At 74.5% G+C, this 17134-nt stretch carries 11 protein-coding genes and 1 pseudogene; 3 read left to right on the forward strand and 9 right to left on the reverse strand.

The genetic code is table 11. The features are described from left to right. Window positions 1-65 precede the first annotated feature (65 nt). Complete coding sequence (locus VE546_RS00380; protein WP_324916368.1) at window positions 66-953, forward strand: sigma factor-like helix-turn-helix DNA-binding protein; 888 nt, start codon at window positions 66-68, stop codon at window positions 951-953. 107 nt (window positions 954-1060) lie between these two features. Here VE546_RS00380 and sucD read toward each other — a convergent pair whose 3' ends face one another. From sucD to VE546_RS00425, 9 genes are all read right to left on the reverse strand, one after another. Continuing rightward, window positions 1061-1945 carry a succinate--CoA ligase subunit alpha gene (sucD, locus tag VE546_RS00385; RefSeq protein ID WP_324916371.1) on the reverse strand — a complete coding sequence of 295 codons (885 nt, stop codon included), beginning with the start codon at window positions 1943-1945 and terminating at the stop codon, window positions 1061-1063. A 24-nt stretch (window positions 1946-1969) separates the two neighbouring features. Then, on the reverse strand, window positions 1970-3142 hold the full coding sequence (sucC, locus tag VE546_RS00390; RefSeq protein ID WP_324916374.1) for an ADP-forming succinate--CoA ligase subunit beta: 1173 nt from the start codon (window positions 3140-3142) through the stop codon (window positions 1970-1972). Between the two features lie 174 nt (window positions 3143-3316). Continuing rightward, window positions 3317-6232 carry an NHLP bacteriocin export ABC transporter permease/ATPase subunit gene (locus VE546_RS00395; protein WP_324916377.1) on the reverse strand — a complete coding sequence of 972 codons (2916 nt, stop codon included), beginning with the start codon at window positions 6230-6232 and terminating at the stop codon, window positions 3317-3319. Between the two features lies 1 nt (window position 6233). Then, window positions 6234-8561 (reverse strand): NHLP family bacteriocin export ABC transporter peptidase/permease/ATPase subunit, encoded by a 2328-nt coding sequence (locus VE546_RS00400; protein ID WP_324916382.1) that lies wholly within the window; start codon window positions 8559-8561, stop codon window positions 6234-6236. Then, window positions 8558-9364 (reverse strand): HlyD family efflux transporter periplasmic adaptor subunit, encoded by an 807-nt coding sequence (locus tag VE546_RS00405; protein WP_324916384.1) that lies wholly within the window; start codon window positions 9362-9364, stop codon window positions 8558-8560. The genes VE546_RS00400 and VE546_RS00405 overlap by 4 nt, the downstream gene beginning before the upstream one ends. 273 nt (window positions 9365-9637) lie before the next feature. Next, window positions 9638-9877, reverse strand: a complete 240-nt coding sequence (locus VE546_RS00410) for a hypothetical protein (protein WP_324916386.1) — start codon at window positions 9875-9877, stop codon at window positions 9638-9640. A 654-nt stretch (window positions 9878-10531) separates the two neighbouring features. Further along, window positions 10532-11713: a VWA domain-containing protein gene (locus tag VE546_RS00415; protein ID WP_324916398.1), complete on the reverse strand. Its 1182-nt coding sequence runs from the start codon at window positions 11711-11713 to the stop codon at window positions 10532-10534. 98 nt (window positions 11714-11811) lie between these two features. Continuing rightward, window positions 11812-14208: a DUF5682 family protein gene (locus VE546_RS00420; protein WP_324916389.1), complete on the reverse strand. Its 2397-nt coding sequence runs from the start codon at window positions 14206-14208 to the stop codon at window positions 11812-11814. After that, window positions 14205-15305 (reverse strand): ATP-binding protein, encoded by a 1101-nt coding sequence (locus VE546_RS00425; protein ID WP_324916392.1) that lies wholly within the window; start codon window positions 15303-15305, stop codon window positions 14205-14207. Before VE546_RS00425 ends, VE546_RS00420 begins: the two co-directional genes overlap by 4 nt. A 243-nt stretch (window positions 15306-15548) precedes the next feature. Here VE546_RS00425 and VE546_RS00430 point away from each other — a divergent pair, with 243 nt between their 5' ends. Both VE546_RS00430 and VE546_RS00435 read left to right on the forward strand, forming a co-directional pair. Then, window positions 15549-16943 carry an SWIM zinc finger family protein gene (locus VE546_RS00430; protein WP_324916395.1) on the forward strand — a complete coding sequence of 465 codons (1395 nt, stop codon included), beginning with the start codon at window positions 15549-15551 and terminating at the stop codon, window positions 16941-16943. Further along, window positions 16940-17134 (forward strand): annotated as a pseudogene (locus VE546_RS00435) (hypothetical protein); the annotation flags it as partial. The gene VE546_RS00430 and the pseudogene VE546_RS00435, both read left to right, overlap by 4 nt.

Genomic DNA, 17134 nt, shown 5'->3' on the forward strand with positions numbered 1-17134 from the left:
ACACAGTGCAGCAGTACGGCCTTCACACCGGTGCGGCCGGTGGGGACCCGAGGGGGGCGGACGGCATGACCAGGACGATCCCCATCCCCGCTCCCGGCCGCGGGCCCGACGGCCCCGGTTCCGTGCCCCCTCCCGGGCCCACGGCCCTGTCCGGGGCCGCGACCGTCCCCGATCCCGCGACGGCGGACGGACCGGCCGAGGCGTTCGACCTGCTGTACGCCCGGCACGCGGAGCCGCTGCTGCGGCAGGCGTTCGTCCTCACCGGGGACCGCCGGCTGGCGGAACGGTCCGTGGCGCACGCCTTCCGCCTGGCGTGGGAGCGGTGGCCCGAGGTCGCCGTGGACCGGGACCCGGCCGGCTGGGTGCGGGCGGCGGCGCACGAGCACGCCCTCTCGCCCTGGCACCGGCTGCTCCCCCGCCGGACGGCCGGGGACGGCCGGGCGCCCGGCGGCGACGGCGCGCCGGACGCACCGGATGCGCCGGGCAGCGGCCGGGCGCTGCTGCTGGAGGCGCTGCTGAGCCTGCCGCCCGCCTACCGCCGGACGCTGCTGCTGCACGACGGGCTCGGGCTGGATCTGGCGGAGACGGCCGCCGAGAGCGAGGCGAGCACCCCGGCCGCGGCCGGGCGGCTGATGCACGCGCGCGAGGCCCTGGCCCAGTACGCGCCCGGGCTGTCCCGGGTCGCGCCGGAGCGCCGCAGGAGGATCATCCGCGCGCTGCTGGAGGACCTGGCCGCCGCCCTCCCCCGGCCGGAGATCCCGTCCGCCCCCGAGGTGCGCGGCGGCAGCGAGCGGCTGGCCCGGTTCCGTACGGGCGCGGCGGTCGGGCTGACCGCGGTGGTGGCCGCGGCGTCGGTGCTCACGGCGGTCACCGGGCCCGAGGGGTACGCGCCGCACCGGAAGGCGCCGGCCGTCTCCGTGCACTCCCCGGACCAGGGGCGGGCGGACGGCTGAGGCCCCGGCCCGCGGGCGGGGGCGGGAGCGGCGCGCACGGAGCCGGAGACGGCGCGGGCCCGCGCCCCCGGTGGGGGTGCGGGCCCGCGCCGCACGGCGGGACGGCCTCAGCCGGCGAGCACCTCGCGCACCAGGCGGGCGGTCTCGGACGGGGTCTTGCCGACCTTCACGCCCGCGGCCTCCAGGGCCTCCTTCTTCGCCTGGGCGGTGCCGGAGGAGCCGGAGACGATGGCGCCGGCGTGGCCCATGGTCTTGCCCTCCGGGGCGGTGAAGCCCGCGACGTAGCCGACGACCGGCTTGGTGACGTTGGCCTTGATGAACTCCGCGGCCCGCTCCTCGGCGTCGCCGCCGATCTCGCCGATCATCACGATCAGGTCGGTGTCGGGGTCGGCCTCGAACGCCTTGAGGGCGTCGATGTGGGTGGTGCCGATGATCGGGTCGCCGCCGATGCCGACGCAGGTCGAGAAGCCGATGTCCCGCAGCTCGTACATCATCTGGTACGTCAGCGTGCCGGACTTGGAGACCAGGCCGATGCGGCCCGGCTTGGTGATGTCGGCCGGGATGATGCCCGCGTTGGACTGGCCGGGGGTGATCAGGCCGGGGCAGTTCGGGCCGATGATGCGGGTCTTGTTGCCCTTGGCGCACGCGTGCGCCCAGAACTCGGCGGTGTCGTGGACGGCGATGCCCTCGGTGATCACCACGGCGAGCGGGATCTCGGCGTCGATCGCCTCGATGACCGCGTCCTTGGTGAACTTCTCCGGGACGAAGACGACGGTGACGTCGGCGCCGGTGGCCTCCATGGCCTCCTTGACCGTGCCGAACACCGGGATCTCGGTGCCGTCGAAGTCGACGCTCGTGCCCGCCTTGCGCGGGTTGACGCCGCCGACGATGTTGGTGCCGGAGGCCAGCATGCGCCGGGTGTGCTTCTGACCCTCGGAGCCGGTCATCCCCTGGACGATGACCTTGCTTTCCTTGGTGAGGAAGATAGCCATGGTTGTCGGTGTCCTCGCCCTTCGTTACTTCGCGGCCAGCTCGGCGGCACGCTCGGCCGCGCCGTCCATGGTGTCCACCTGCTGCACGAGCGGGTGGTTGGCGTCGGTCAGGATCTTGCGGCCCAGCTCCGCGTTGTTGCCGTCCAGACGCACCACCAGCGGCTTGTTGACGTCCTCGCCCTTGGACTTCAGCAGCTCCAGGGCCTGGACGATGCCGTTGGCGACGGCGTCGCAGGCGGTGATGCCGCCGAAGACGTTGACGAAGACGGACTTCACGTCCGGGTCCCCGAGGATGATCTCCAGGCCGTTGGCCATCACCTCGGCGGAGGCACCGCCGCCGATGTCGAGGAAGTTGGCGGGCTTGACGCCGCCGTGCTTCTCACCGGCGTACGCCACGACGTCCAGGGTGCTCATCACCAGGCCCGCGCCGTTGCCGATGATGCCGACCTGACCGTCGAGCTTGACGTAGTTCAGGTTCTTGGCCTTGGCGGCGGCCTCCAGCGGGTTGGCCGCGGCCTTGTCCTCCAGGGCGGCGTGCTCCGGCTGGCGGAACTCGGCGTTGGCGTCCAGGGACACCTTGCCGTCCAGCGCGAGGATCGTGCCGTCGGTGGTCTTGACCAGCGGGTTCACCTCGACCAGCAGGGCGTCTTCCTCGACGAAGACCGTCCACAGCTTCAGCAGGACCTCGACCACCTGGTCGGCGACCTCGGCCGGGAACTTCGCGGCCTCGACGATCTCGCGGGCCTTGGCCTCGGTGACGCCCTCGACGGCGTCGACCGGGATCTTCGCCAGGGCCTCGGGCTTGGTGGCCGCGACCTCCTCGATGTCCATACCACCCTCGACGGACGCCATGGCGAGGAAGGTGCGGTTGGCGCGGTCCAGCAGGAAGGAGACGTAGTACTCCTCCGCGATGTCGGCCGTCTGGGCCAGCATCACCTTGCGGACGGTGTGGCCCTTGATGTCCATGCCCAGGATCTGGCGGGCCTTCTCGACCGCGTCCTGCGGGTCGGAGGCCAGCTTCACACCGCCGGCCTTGCCCCGGCCGCCGGTCTTGACCTGGGCCTTGACGACCGCGCGACCGCCCAGTCGCTCGGCCACCTCACGCGCCGCCTCGGGCGTCTCGATGACTTCACCGGCCAGCACCGGTACGCCATGCTTGGCGAAGAGGTCCCTCGCCTGGTACTCGAACAGGTCCACGCGCGTCCGTCCCTAGTAGTGGTATCGCGGTTCGTTGTCAGCGTGGGCGTGCCGCGTGGCCGCGGCGTCTGCGGGGCGCGCGGCATGTCCGCCTTGCAGGTTAGTCCCGTCGGTGTGCCCCGCATAAATTCCAGCTCACACCCGGGCGGTGACAACGGTCACAACCGGGCGTGATCACCGGAGCTGCCGGCGGACCAGTTCGTGGAAGAGCCCGCCGGTGTCGGCGAGCAGTTCGGCGGGCGGGCCCTGCTGGACGACGCGCCCGTCCGCCATGACGATCACCCGGTCCGCGTCCATGATCGTGGACAGCCGGTGGGCGATCACGACGCGGGTGCAGCGCAGGGCGCGGGTGGACTCCATGACCACGCCCTGGGTCTCGTTGTCCAGCGCGCTGGTGGCCTCGTCGAGGAAGAGGATGCGCGGCTTGCGGACCAGGGCCTGCGCGATCATCAGCCGCTGGCGCTGGCCCCCGGAGATGGTGCCCCCGCCGTCGGAGAGCATGGTGTGCAGGCCCATGGGCATGGCCTTGATGTCCTCGGCCAGGCCCGCCATCTCCGCGGCCTCCCACACCTCCTCCAGGGGGTAGGTCTCGGCGCCGCAGATGCACTCCAGGATCGAGCCGGTCAGCGGCTGGGCGTTCTGCAGCACGACGCCGCACTGGCGGCGCACGGCCGCCTGGTCGAGCGCCGCCAGGTCCTGGCCGTCGTACAGCACGCTGCCGGAGGTCGGCTTGTCGAAGCCGATGAGCAGCCGCAGCAGCGTCGACTTGCCGCAGCCGCTGGCCCCGACGATCGCGACGAACTCGCCCGGCCGCACCCGCAGGTCGATGCCGTCGAGCACCAGCGGGCCGTCCTCGGTGTACCGGTAGGAGAGCTGCCGGGCCTCCACGGCCCCGCTCAGCTCGCCCGGCTGGACGCTGCTGCCGCTCACCTCCGGCACCTCCTGCAGGACCGGTTTGACCTGTTCGAACATCGGCAGCACGGCGGCGGCCGAGATGAGCGCGCCGGTGAGCTGGGTGGCCGAGGACAGCAGCATCGTCACGGCGGTGTTGAAGGTGAGGAACTCGGCGGCGGACATGCTGCCGCGGGCCGGCCCGGCCAGCAGCACGAACATCGTGAGCGTGCACAGCGGCAGGTAGACCGCGTTGAGCACCGCGACGGCGTTCCTGATCCGGCCGATGCGCCGCTGCAGTTCGCGGGTGCGGGCGAATCCCTTCGCCCAGGCGGCGTAGGCGAAGCTCTCGGCCGCGGCGACGCGCAGCTTGGGCAGTCCGCGCAGGGTCTGGAACGCCTGGTTGTTGAGCTTGTGGCCGAGTCTGACCAGGCGCCGCTGGTAGCGCAGTTGCCACAGCCCCAGGGCCAGGAAGACCGCGGCGTTGACCAGCAGCATGGCGACCGCCGCCATCGCCAGCGGCACGCTGTAGAGGAGCAGCAGCACGAGGTTGACCGTGCCGACGGTGACCGCCTGGAGGGCCACCGAGCTGATGCCGGACAGCACGCGGCGGATGGCGCTGATGCCCATGGCCGCACTGGCCAGTTCACCGGTGGAGCGGTCCGCGAAGAACCTCGTCGGCAGCCGCAGGAGCCGGTCCCACACCGCGGGCTGCAAGGTGGCCTCGACGCGGCCCTCCAGGCGCAGGATGGAGACGTTCTGCAGCAGCATGAAGGCGGCCGAGACGACGGCGACCGCGATGAGCGCCAGGGCGGTCTGCACGATGAGGCCGTTCTCGGCGTCGGGCACGAACTCGCCGAGCACCTTGCCGGTGGCGACGGGCACCAGGGCGCCCAGGCCCACCGCGACCAGCCCGCCCAGGACCAGGTTGCGCAGCTCCGTACGGGTGCCCAGCATGCTGAAGCGCAGCAGGCCGAGCAGGCCCAGCGGCCGGTCGGGCAGCGGGCGGTAGAACATGACGGCGCGCGGCTCGTAGTCGTCCGCGTTGTGCTTGCCGATGCGGTCGCGCCGGCCGGTGACGGGATCGACGGCCTCGTACCCGCCGTGCCGCCACAGCAGCGCGACCGGCGCCGCGTCCCGGCTGCGCCGGCCCACCAGGGGGCCGCTGTCCTCCGTCCACCAGCGCCCGGTGAGCCGGACGGTCCGGGTGCGGACCCGTGAGGCGAGCGCGATGCGTTCGACCTGGTCGGTGTGGCCGCCGCCGGTGCCCGTCCCGCCCGGGTCGGTCAGGGCGATGCGGGCCCTCTCCGCCACCAGCCGGCACGCGGCGAAGGTCGCGTCGTCGCTCACGCTCCCGCCGGGCGTCCCGCCGAAGCGGCCGATGGAGGCCAGCAGCGTCCGGTCCGCCTGGGCGCGGGCGGCCTCGCCGGCCTCGATGCCGGCCGCCGTGCGGTCCTCGTGGGCGCGTTCGAGCTGCTCGATCCAGCGGTCCAGGGCGTGCAGCAGCCGGTACTGCTGGTCGACCATGCCCTGCCACAGCCCCGCGTCGATCAGGAGGGTGCCGACCGCGTCCGCCGCGTACGCGGCGCCGTACTGCACGCTGCCGGGGGTGATCCGCATCCACAGGATGTCGTCGTCGCCCCGGTCGTCCGGCTCGGTGACGGCGGGGCCGCCCAGCGGCGCCTGGTACAGCACCCGCAGGCCGCGGCCGATGCCGCGCGCGAAGGCGTCCTCCAGCGGGCTCAGCCGTCCGCCGGCGGTGTGCTCCTGGTCGGCGTACATCCACTGGCCGGTGTCCCACCGGTCCGTGCTCCACTGCCCGGTGTCCCACTGGCCGGTGTCCCAGGGGGTGCCCGGTACGGAGTACCGCAGTTCGCGCAGCTCGATGCGGCGCAGCACGCAGCCCTGCAGGGGCCGGGCGGCCAGGGTGTGCTCGGGGCCCTCGACCGGGCCCAGCAGCAGCGTGCCCGCGGTCAGCCGGCCCAGGAAGTGCCAGTGCCCGGCCCATTCGGCGTCGACGGCGAACAGGTCCACGGCCCCGTCCACCACGAGCCACAGCACGTGCGGGCCCTCCAGGGACAGGCTGCGCACGCCCGTGGAGTCGACGGCCGAGCCCAGTCCGCCCAGGGCCGCGACGACGGGGTCGGGTGCCGCGTCCGGCCACTGGCCGGCGGACGCGAAGTGCTGGGGAGAGGTCACCTCAGTGCTCCTTGACCAGTTCGGCGTACCGCCCCTGCGCGGCGACCAGGTACTCGTGCCGCCCGCGTTCCACCACCGTGCCCCGGTCGAGCACGACGATCTCGTCGCTGTCGCGCACCGTGCTCAGCCGGTGGGCGATGACCACGCAGGCGCAGCCGCGGCGCCGCAGGTTGTCGATGATGACCTGTTCGGTCACCGCGTCCAGGGCGCTGGTCACCTCGTCCAGGACCAGGACGCTGGGGTTGCGCACCAGCGCCCGGGCGATCTCCAGCCGCTGGCGCTGGCCGCCGGAGAAGTTGCGGCCGCCCTGCTCGACGCGGCTGTGGATGCCGCCGGGGCGGCGGGCGACCACGTCGTGGACGGCGGCGTCCTTCAGCGCGGCGACGACCGCCTCGTCCGGGATGGAGGGGTCCCACAGCGCGACGTTGTCGCGGACGGTGCCCTCGAAGAGGAAGACGTCCTGGTCGACGAAGGAGACGGAGGCCGCCAGGGCGCTGCGCGGGATGTCCTCCAGCCGCATCCCGTCGATGCGGATGGTCCCCTCCCAGGGGGCGTGGAGACCGGCTATCAGCCGGGAGACGGTGGACTTGCCGCTGCCGGAGCCGCCGACGAGCGCGACCTGCTGCCCGGGGCCGACCGAGAGCGAGAAGCCCTTCAGCAGCGGGGGGTCCAGGGGGCTGTAGCCGAACGTGACGTTCTCCAGCTCCACGTGGCCCCGGAGGCGGCGGGTGCTGGGGACGGGCTCGCGCCGCGAGTAGACCGGGTCGACGGGGAAGTTCTCGACGTCCTTCAGGCGGGCGAGGTCGGCGGCGAAGTCCTGGATCCGCCCGGCCACGCCGTTGAGCCGGGTGATCGGCGCGGTGAAGCTGGTCATCAGGGTCTGGAAGGCGACGAGCAGACCGACGGTCAGATGCCCCTCCACCGCCCGCAGACCGCCGATCATCAGGATCAGCGCGCTGTTGAGCGTGGCCAGGGTGGGCGCGACGACCGCCAGCCACGCGCTGGGCACGCCCAGCCGCTGCTGCACGTCGAGGGTGGTCGCGTGCTGCCCGGCCCAGCGGCGGAAGAAGCCCTGCTCGCCGCCGGTGGCCTTCATCGTCTCGATGAGCTGCAGGCCGCTGTAGGAGGTGTTGGTCAGCCGGGCGCTGTCGGCGCGCAGCTTCTGGGTGCCGGTGGCCCGCAGCCGGATCACCACGCGCATGGCCACCACGTTGAGCAGCGCCACGCCGATGCCGACGACGGTGAGCTGCGGGTCGTAGCTCCACAGCAGCACCGCGTAGAGCGCGACGACCACGGCGTCCACGCCCGCGGCGGCCAGGTCCCGGGAGAGGGTCTCGGCGACCGTGTCGTTGGTCTGGAGGCGCTGGACGAGGTCGGCCGGGTTGCGCTGGGCGAAGAAGGTCACCGGGAGCCTGAGCAGGTGCCGCAGGAAGCGGGCGCTGCCCAGGGTGGAGGAGATGATGTGCCCGCGCAGCAGGTTGGCCTGCTGCAGCGCGGTGAGGGTCGCGGTGAGCAGCAGGGCGGTCGCCATCGACGCGAAGAGCACGCCCAGCAGGGAGCTCTGCCCCCCGATGAGGAACGTGTCGATGTACGTGCGGCTCAGCGCGGGCACCGTCGCTCCGACGGCCACCAGCAGGAGGCTGGAGACCACGGCGGCGAGCAGGGTGCCCGACGTGCCGCGCAGGCGGGCCGGCATGGCGCCCATGACGCTCGGTCTGCGGCCGCCGCGGCGGAAGCCCGCGTCGGGCTCGAAGGTGAGCACCACCCCGGTGAAGCTGGTGTCGAACTCCTCCAGGGGCACGAACCTCCGCCCCTTGGCGGGGTCGTTGACGTACACGCCCCGGCGGCCGAGGCGGCGGCGCATGCCCTCGTAGACGACGTAGTGGTTGAACTCCCAGAAGAGGATGGCCGGACCGCGCACCTCGGCGAGCGCGGCCAGGTCCATCTGCATGCCCTTGGCCTTCAGCCCGTAGCCGCGGGCCGCCTTGAGGAGGTTGCTGGCGCGGGAGCCGTCGCGGGAGACGCCGCAGGCGATGCGCAGCTCCTCCAGGGGGACGAAGCGGCCGTAGTGGCCGAGCACCATGGCCAGTGCGGCGGCGCCGCACTCCACCGCCTCCATCTGCAGCACGGTGGGGGTGCGCACGGGACGGGGCGTCCTGCCCCGGGGGAGGGACGCGGGCCCGCCGCGGGAGCGGCGTCCGGCGCGCCGGCGCGACGGTTCGGGCCGGCTCCGGCGGGCGTCCCCGCCGGGGGCGGGACGGGGGCGCCGGCGTCCGGCGGGCGGGAGCCGGTGGGGGCCGGCCTGGGCGGTTTCCTGCGGCGCGGTCATGGGAGGAGCCAATCGACGGGGCGCTGCGACGGGAGGTGGACGGCACCGGCGACCATCGTCCTGGAGTCGATGGTGTGCGGGGGGCCGTCCGTGGTGGACCACGCGTAGCCGGACTCGGTGGCGGAGGAGCGGTCCAGCTCCACGAGCACCGCGACGGGATTGCCCTGCCGGGCGAACTCCGCGGCGAGCTGGTCGTCGCCCAGGAAGGCGCCGATCTGCCGCTGCGTCTGGGGGGCGCGGCCGACCTCCTTGACGCGGCCGCGCAGCACGCCGTACTTCTCCCGGGGGACGGAGTGGACGCTCAGGTCGACCCTGGCGCCGACGGTGACCGCCGCTCCGCTGTCGCCGGGCACGTAGAGCATGGCCACCAGCGGGTCGTCCGGGTCCTCCACGCGTTCCACGGTCGCCACGTCCGCGCCGGTCCTGACGACCGAGCCCACTCCGGCGAGCAGTGCCGTCACCCGGCCGCCGGCCACCGTGCGCACCGCCTGGTCGCCCCGGTCCGTACGGACCCTGAGCAGGGGGGCGTCCGCGGGCAGCAACTGTCCCTCCCGGGCGAGGACCTCGGTGACCTGTCCGGCGATCGGGCTCTGCAGCGTGTAGCTGCCCCCGGCCCGGGTGAGGATGCCGGGCGCGTCCAGCTTGGCGGAGACGGAGCCGTTGACGGTCCAGAAGCCCGCGAGGGCCATGACGACGACGGTGACGGCCAGGACGAGCCGGCCCTGCGGGCGCGCGAAGCGCACGGGCAGGTCGAGCTCCTCCGGCGACTGGAGCTTGGAGAGCGCCTTCTTGCGGAACTGCACGGAATCTTTCCTCCGAGTGCGTTCCCCCTGGTGGGCGCCGCGGGGCCACCGCGGCGTGCGGCGCCGGTGCGCCCCGGTGTGCCCGGGCGGTGCCCGGCGGGCCGGTGCTGCGGACCGGTGCCTGCGGGGTGTCCGGCGGGCGCGGGTGCGGACAGCCGTGAACCCCGGAACCAGGGGGAGCTCCGGGGTTCGTGGTGGTCGCGCGGCGCGCACCCGCGGCCGCGGGACCGTACGGCGGGCGTCCGGGCGGGGAGCCCGGCGCGGGTGTCGCCGTCAGAGACCGGCGATACCGGCCTCGGTCTGGACACCGGTCACGCCGGTGACGGTGCCCGGGACCGAGCCGACGATGCCCTGCGCGGCCTGGACCGTGTTGAGGGAGGTCACGGCGCCCACGACACCGTTGACGTCGCTGACCGCGGCACCGGCCACGCCACCGGAGATGCTGAGGAGACCGCCGGAGACGGCGTCCAGCTCGGTGTCGTCGATCTCGCGGGTCTCGAGGTGCTCACGCATTACGCGCTTTCCCTTCGTTCAAAGAAACATTTCCCATGGCGCGGCGCGGATCGCGGGAAAGACGGTCCGACCACTCCCGGGCAGCCTGCAACATGACGCACGGTCACCTGAGAGCAAGTCACCATTCCCACGGCTGCCGCGGTGGCCAAGATGAAAACACGCGAGCAACTGGCCTGGCCAATCCCGCGGATGCCTTGACCGGGCACCGCAACGGCATACCGGTGGGCGGCGTTCCGCTTTCGGTCATGAAATGGTTTCAGTTCTTTCACAGGCCTGAGCAGCGGGTTCACATGGTGCGCGCTCCCAGTGGGGCGCGGCCGAATTCCCCGGCCGGACTCCCGGGCGGACATGCCGGACATATCAAGCGGCGGCGACATGGAAGGAGCCCGGGTTGTGCACGGTGTGAAAATTTTCCGAACGTGCCGTCCGATCGCGACAGGACACCGCCGCACCGCGGGCCGGCGCGGTCCCGCGTTTCCACCCCCGGTCCCGCACCGGGGAACAGAGCGGGACCGGGAAAGGCAGTCGGGGAAGGCGGCCGGGAATTCCGGCGGCGGCCGTCGGGAAATCTCCACGTACCGGCGGCATGCGTCCGCATCGCCTTTTGATTTCCGTCACTCCCGCCACCGGACGTTCACATCCCTCCCGGGGCGGTCATTCCCCGGGCACCGGCAGGGGCCGCTTCTCGATCGCCGCCGCCATCACCTCCGGGAAGTGGTCGGGCGTGCAGGCGAAGGCCGGCGTGCCGAGCGCGGCGAGGGCCGCGGCGTGCTCGCGGTCGTAGGCGGGAGCGCCCTCGTCGGAGAGGGCGAGGAGCGCGACGAACTGCACGCCGGCGCTCTTCATCGCGGCGACCCGCTTGAGCATCTCGTCGCGTATGCCGCCCTCGTAGAGGTCGCTGATGAGGACGACCACGGTCTCGGCGGGCCGGGTGATCTTCGACTGGCAGTAGGCGAGCGCCCGGTTGATGTCGGTGCCGCCCCCGAGCTGGGTGCCGAACAGCACGTCCACCGGGTCGTCGAGCTGGTCGGTGAGGTCGACGACGGAGGTGTCGAAGACGACCAGCCGGGTGGCGATGGACCGCATCGAGGCGAGCACGGCCCCGAAGACGGAGGCGTAGACGACCGAGGCCGCCATGGAGCCGGACTGGTCGATGCAGAGGATGACGTCCTTCTTCACCGCCCGGGAGGCGCGGCCGTAGCCGATCAGCCGCTCGGGGACGACCGTCCGGTACTCGGGCAGGTAGTTCTTCAGGTTGGCCCGGATGGTGCGGTTCCAGTCGATGTCCCGGTGGCGGGGGCGGTGGACCCTGGCGGAGCGGTCGAGGGCGCCCGTCAGGGTCGACCTGGTCCTGGTCGCCAGTCGCCGCTCCAGCTCCGCCACGACCTTGCGGACGACCGCGCGGGCGGTCTCCCGGCTGGTCTCCGGCATGGCCTTGTTGAGCGAGAGGAGCGTCCCCACCAGGTGGACGTCCGGCTCGACGGCCTCCAGCATCTCCGGCTCCAGCAGCAGCGCCGACAGGCCGAGCCGGTCGATGGCGTCCCGCTGCATCACCTGGACGACGGAGGTCGGGAAGTAGGTGCGGATGTCGCCCAGCCAGCGCGCCACGTTGGGCGCCGAGCCGCCCAGTCCGGCGGACCGCTGTCCCGGCCGCGCGTCCCCGCCGCCCCTGCCGCCCCCGCTCCCGTAGAGGGCGGCGAGGGTGCGGTCCATGGCGGCGTCCCGGCCGGTCAGCTCGCAGCCGGTGCCGTCGGCCTCCGCCCCGCCGAGGACCAGCCGCCAGCGCCGCAGCCGCTCGTCCGCCGCCCGCTCGTCCGTCATCGGCCCGTCCGTCATCAGTTCGTCCGTCATCCGCTCGCCCGCCGCCCGCTCGTCCGGTCCGGCTCCCTGCGGTACGGCCCCGTCCGGCACGGCCGCCGTCGTGGTCCGGTCGCTCATCCCGCGGTCACCGCCTTCTGCTCCGTCCGCGCCGTCCCGGCCGGTTCGCCGGTGCCGGTCGCCCTTCCCCCCGGCGGCCCCTCCCCCAGCAGCAGCCGCAGGGTCGGCAGGACGGCGTCGGCCCGCTCCCGGTCCGGCCGCGGCCCGAAGCCGGGCACGGTCTCCCACCCCGCGTCCCGTCCGCCCGGTCCGTCCGGCCCCGCCGGGCCGCGCCGGACCAGCTCGCCGACCGTGCGCCGCACTCCCGGTTCGTAGGCGGCGAACGTCCGGCGCAGCAGCGGCAGCACGTCCGTGAACGCCTCCCCCGGTATCCCGGCCAGCCAGGTGTCGACCAGGGCCAGCAGCCTCTCGTCGTGGACGAGCAGCATGCCGCCGCCCGCCAGGAACCCCTCGATCCAGGCCGCCGCGTCACCGGGGGCGGTGCCCGGGGAGAGGGCGAGGCCCATCAGCCGGGCCGCCTCGTCCTCCGGGAGCCGGCCGTCGTCCAGCAGCAGCCGGGCGCAGCGGCCCCGGACCAGCCCGGGTGTGCGGTCGCGTTCGGCGAGGGCGCGCAGCACCGCCCGCCAGCGCGTGAGCAGGCCGTCCTCCTCCAGCAGGACGATCGCCCGGTGGGCGGCGTCCACATGGCCGCGCATCTCGGCCGCCCCGTCGGCGTCGAGGCCGGCGCAGGCGGGCGGCAGCCCGACGCACACGCGCTCGGCGAGCCCCTCGGCGACCTCGCGCAGCGCGGCGGCGTCCGTGCCGCGGACGTCGCCGTAGCGGACGGAGCGCACCAGCGCGGGCAGGGCCTGGGCGAGGTGGCCGACGTCCGCGTCGAGGGCGGCCCGGTCGGCGAGGACGCGCATCACCACGGGGAGGGCGTCGCCGAGCCCGGCGAGCAGACAGCGCTCGGCCAGCTCGGTGACCTCGGCCAGCGATCCGGCGTCGCGGGCCAGCGCCTCGGCCCGGGCCGTGGCCGCCGCGGCCACGGTGGTGCCCCACACCCCGGCCTCGGCGATCCGCACCGACAGCTCCGGCCGCCAGCACAGCCGCCAGGTCTCCCGGAAGGTGCCGGTGCCGCCCGTGCGGCCCCGGGCCGGCTCGCCCCAGTCGATGCCGAGCAGCCGCAGCCGGTGCAGCAGTCTGCTGCGGGCGGCGTCGGTGTTCCCGCGCAGGTCGAGTTCCAGGTCGCGCTCGCGCGCCTCGGGCTTCAGGCGCAGCGACTTCTGGGCCCGGGCCAGGTCGCGCTGGAGCGGCACGGCCGGCGCCTCCTCGGGCACCTCGCCGAGGACGTCGCCGACGACCAGCCGGTCGTGGACGAGGGCGAGCGGCACGTCCGAGCCCTCGCACATCACGGCCCGCACCGCGTCGAGGGTCTCGCCCAGCCCGGGGAGCGGGCGCCCGCGCAGGGCGGCGAGGGTGTCCGCCAGCCGTACCGCCTCGATGACGTGCGCCGACGACACGGCGCGGTCCTCCTCGCGCAGCAGCCGGGCGACCCTGGTCATCCACCGCTCGACGGGCCGGTCGGGCGCGGAGAACAGGTGCCCGTACCAGCCGGGCGAGGTGATCCCGGCGCCGTAGCCGCTGTGCCTGGCCAGCCGCTCGTGGGTCCAGGGCACCCAGGTGATCTCGGTCCTCGCCTTCGGCAGGCCCTTGAGGAGCTGCCGGTCGGCGGCGACGGTCGTCCTCGCGGTGAGCGCGGGCACGTGCCAGGCGCCGCAGACGACGGCGACGGCGTCGTCGCCGAACTCCCTGCGGGCCTCCCGCAGCCGCAGCCGCATGTGGGCCTCGCGCACCGCGTCGCGCCGGTGACCCGTGCCGCCGGGGGTGCCGCCGTGCGCCTCGCGCAGGGCGGCCATGGCGTCGGCCAGGGCGGCGAAGGGCGCGCAGGGGTCGGCGGCCGGGCCGCCGCGGTGCTCCACGACGTCCTCCCACCAGCGCTCGGGGTCGTCGTGGCCCGCCGTCTCGGCGAGCACCCGCAGCGGGTCGATGCGGAGCGCGCCGGCCTCCTCCCCGCCGTCCCCGCTGCCGTCGCCGTCCCCGCTGCCGTCTCCGTCGCCGTCGCCCATCGCCAGCGAGTGGGCCGCGGGCAGGTCGAAGAACCGCACCGGCACCCCGCGGGCCAGCGCCCAGCGGACGGCGACCCACTCCGGGGAGAACTCCGCCAGCGGCCAGAACGCCGCCCTGCCCGGCTCGTCCACCACATGGGCCAGCAGCGCGACCGGCGGACGCATCTCCTCGTGCGCCGCCAGCTCCACCACCGCGTCGGCCTCCGGCGGGCCCTCCACGAGCAGCACCCGCGGCCCGCGGGCCTCCAGCGCCGCCAGCACCGCCCGCGCCGACCCCGGCCCGTGGTGGCGCACGCCCAGCAGCAGCGGCCCGCCCCCGGCCGCCGTGCCGGGCACGGCCGTCATGCGCTCACCTCGCGGCAGGCGCGGTAGAAGTCCTTCCAGCCCTCGCGCTCGCGGACGACCGCCTCCAGGTACTCCTGCCAGATCACGCGGTCCGCGGCCGGGTCGCGGACGACGGCGCCGAGGATGCCCGCGGCCACGTCGCCCGCGCGCAGCACCCCGTCGCCGAAGTGGGCGGCCAGGGCCAGGCCGCCGGTGACCACCGAGATGGCCTCGGCCGTCGACAGGGTGCCCGAGGGCGACTTGAGCTTGGTGCGGCCGTCGGTGGTGACCCCGTCCCGCAGCTCGCGGAAGACCGTCACGACGCGGCGGATCTCGTCGATGCCGTCGGGAACGGCCGGCAGCTCCAGCGAGCGGCCGATCTGCTCCACGCGCCGCGCCACGATCTCCACCTCCGCCTCGGGCGTCTCGGGCAGCGGCAGCACCACCGTGTTGAAGCGGCGGCGCAGGGCGCTGGAGAGTTCGTTGACGCCCTTGTCCCGGTCGTTGGCGGTGGCGATCAGGTTGAAGCCGCGGACGGCCTGGACCTCCTCGCCCAGCTCCGGGATCGGCAGCGTCTTCTCCGACAGGATGGTGATCAGGGTGTCCTGCACGTCGGCCGGGATGCGGGTCAGCTCCTCGACCCGGGCGATCATGCCGTCGGCCATGGCCCGCATGACGGGGCTGGGCACCAGGGCCTCGCGGCTGGGGCCGTTCGCCAGCAACTGCGCGTAGTTCCAGCCGTAGCGGATGGCCTCCTCGGCCGTCCCCGCCGTGCCCTGCACCAGCAGTGTGGAGTCGCCGCTGACGGCCGCCGCCAGGTGCTCGGAGACCCAGGTCTTGGCGGTGCCGGGCACCCCGAGCAGCAGCAGGGCCCGGTCGGTGGCCAGCGTGGTGACGGCCACCTCGACGATCCGGCGCGGGCCGACGTACTTGGGGGTGATGACCGTGCCGTCCGGCAGGGTGCCGCCGAGCAGGTAGGTGGCGACGGCCCACGGCGACAGCCGCCACCGCTCCGGGCGCGGCCGGTCGTCCACGGCGGCGAGGGCTTCCAGCTCCTCGGCGAAGGCGTCCTCGGCATGGGGCCGCAGGGCGGCCGGTGCGCTGTTGGTGACGGTCACGTCTCCCCCTCGCAGGCGGTTGGTCCGTTGCGCCACCACGATGCACGCCACCACTGACAATCCCCCCGGTGATCCTGGGAGCACCGCCGTGACCTGCGCGGACGCCGCGCCGCACCGGATTGTCAGTGCCGGCTCGTACGGTCGTTCACATGCTGCATCGCACAGAGAGCGATCCCGTGATTCCGGTCTGTGAGAGCAACGGCGACGAGAACCACGCATCCGTGTGGGGAGGGCTGAGGGCACATGAGCGCAGGGGGATCCCGCTGGACGGCGGAGCAGGTGCTGGCGCTGGCGCCTGACGCCGCCTCGCGGAAGGCGGGGGCCAAACTGGCCGCGCCCGGCCCGTGGTCCGGCACCGGGGCGGGGCGGGGCGCGGTGTGGGGGCAGTGCAAGGGCAGCGGCAGCAGGCCGTACCAGACCGTGGTGGACGTCGCGGGCGGCGGCGCTCCGGGCTACCGGTGCAGCTGCCCCAGCCGGAAGTTCCCCTGCAAGCACGCGCTGGGGCTGCTCCTGCTGTGGTCGGAGGGGCCCGGGGCCGTGCCGGAGGCACCGGATTCCGTGCCGGAGTGGGCCGACTCCTGGCTGGGCGGACGCCGGCGGCGGGCGGAGGGGAGGGAGGCCGCCGCCCGCGACGGGGAGCGGGCGGCGGCCCCCGCCGATCCGGAGGCGGCGCGGCGCCGCGCCGAGCAGCGGGCCGCGCGGATCGCGGCGGGCGCCACCGAGCTGGAGCAGCGGCTGGAGGACCTGCTGCGCGGCGGGCTGGCGGGCGCGGAGCAGTCGGGGTACGCCGTCTGGGACGAGATGGCCCGGCGCATGGTGGACGCCCAGGCGCCGGGGCTGGCCGCACGGGTGCGGGAGCTGGGGGCGATCCCCGGCTCCGGCGCCGGATGGCCGTCCCGGCTGCTGGAGGAGTGCGCCCTGCTGCACCTGCTCGACCGGGGGTTCCTGGGCATCGACGGGCTGCCGGAGCCGCTGGCCGCGACCGTGCGGGCCCGGGTGGGGATCACCGTGGAGGCGGCCGAGGTGCTGGCCGACCGCGAGGCGGTGGTGCGCGACCACTGGCTGGTGCTGGGGCAGCACGACACCGAGGAGGGGAAGCTGACGGTGCGCCGCATCTGGCTGTACGGGGCCCGGAGCGGACGGCCGGCGCTGCTGCTGTCGTTCGGGGCGGCCGGGCGGGCGCCGGAGCTGACGCTGCCGGTCGGCTCCTCGGTGGACGCCGACCTCGCCTACTACCCGGGCGCGCAGGCGCTGCGGGCCGCCCTCGGGGAGCGCCACGCGGCTCCGGAGCCGGGCGGCGCGCCGCCGGGGGTGGGCGTCCACGACGCCCTGGCCTCCTACGCCGCCGCGCTGTGCGGCGACCCCTGGCTGGACGGCTGGCCGGTGGTCCTGACGGACGTGGTGCCCGTGCCGGTCGGGGAGGGTTGGCAACTGGCCGACGCCGAGGGCGACTCGGCCCTGCCGGTGGTCGTGACGGCGGGGACGCGCTCGCGGATGTGGCAGCTAGCCGCCGTCTCCGGCGGCGGCCCGGTCACGGTCTTCGGCGAGTGCGGTCCGCGGGGCTTCACCCCGTACACGACCTGGTCGGACACGGCGATACCGCTCACCGCGGCGGGCACCGGCGGAGGTGCGGAGTGAACTGGAGCGAACTGGTGGGGGCCGCGCTGCTGGGGGCCGAGCGCCGTACGCCGCCCGGCGGCTCGGTCGCGGCCCTGCTGGACGCCGCCGCGGTGGAGACCGTACGGCGCCGGGCCGGGCTGCGGCCCGCCCCCGCGGCGCCGCGGCCGGAGCCCGCGCCCGAGGATCCGCGCCCGCCGCTGCCGCCGGCC

The organism is Streptomyces sp. (assembly GCF_035644915.1).
Lineage (GTDB): Bacteria > Actinomycetota > Actinomycetes > Streptomycetales > Streptomycetaceae > Streptomyces.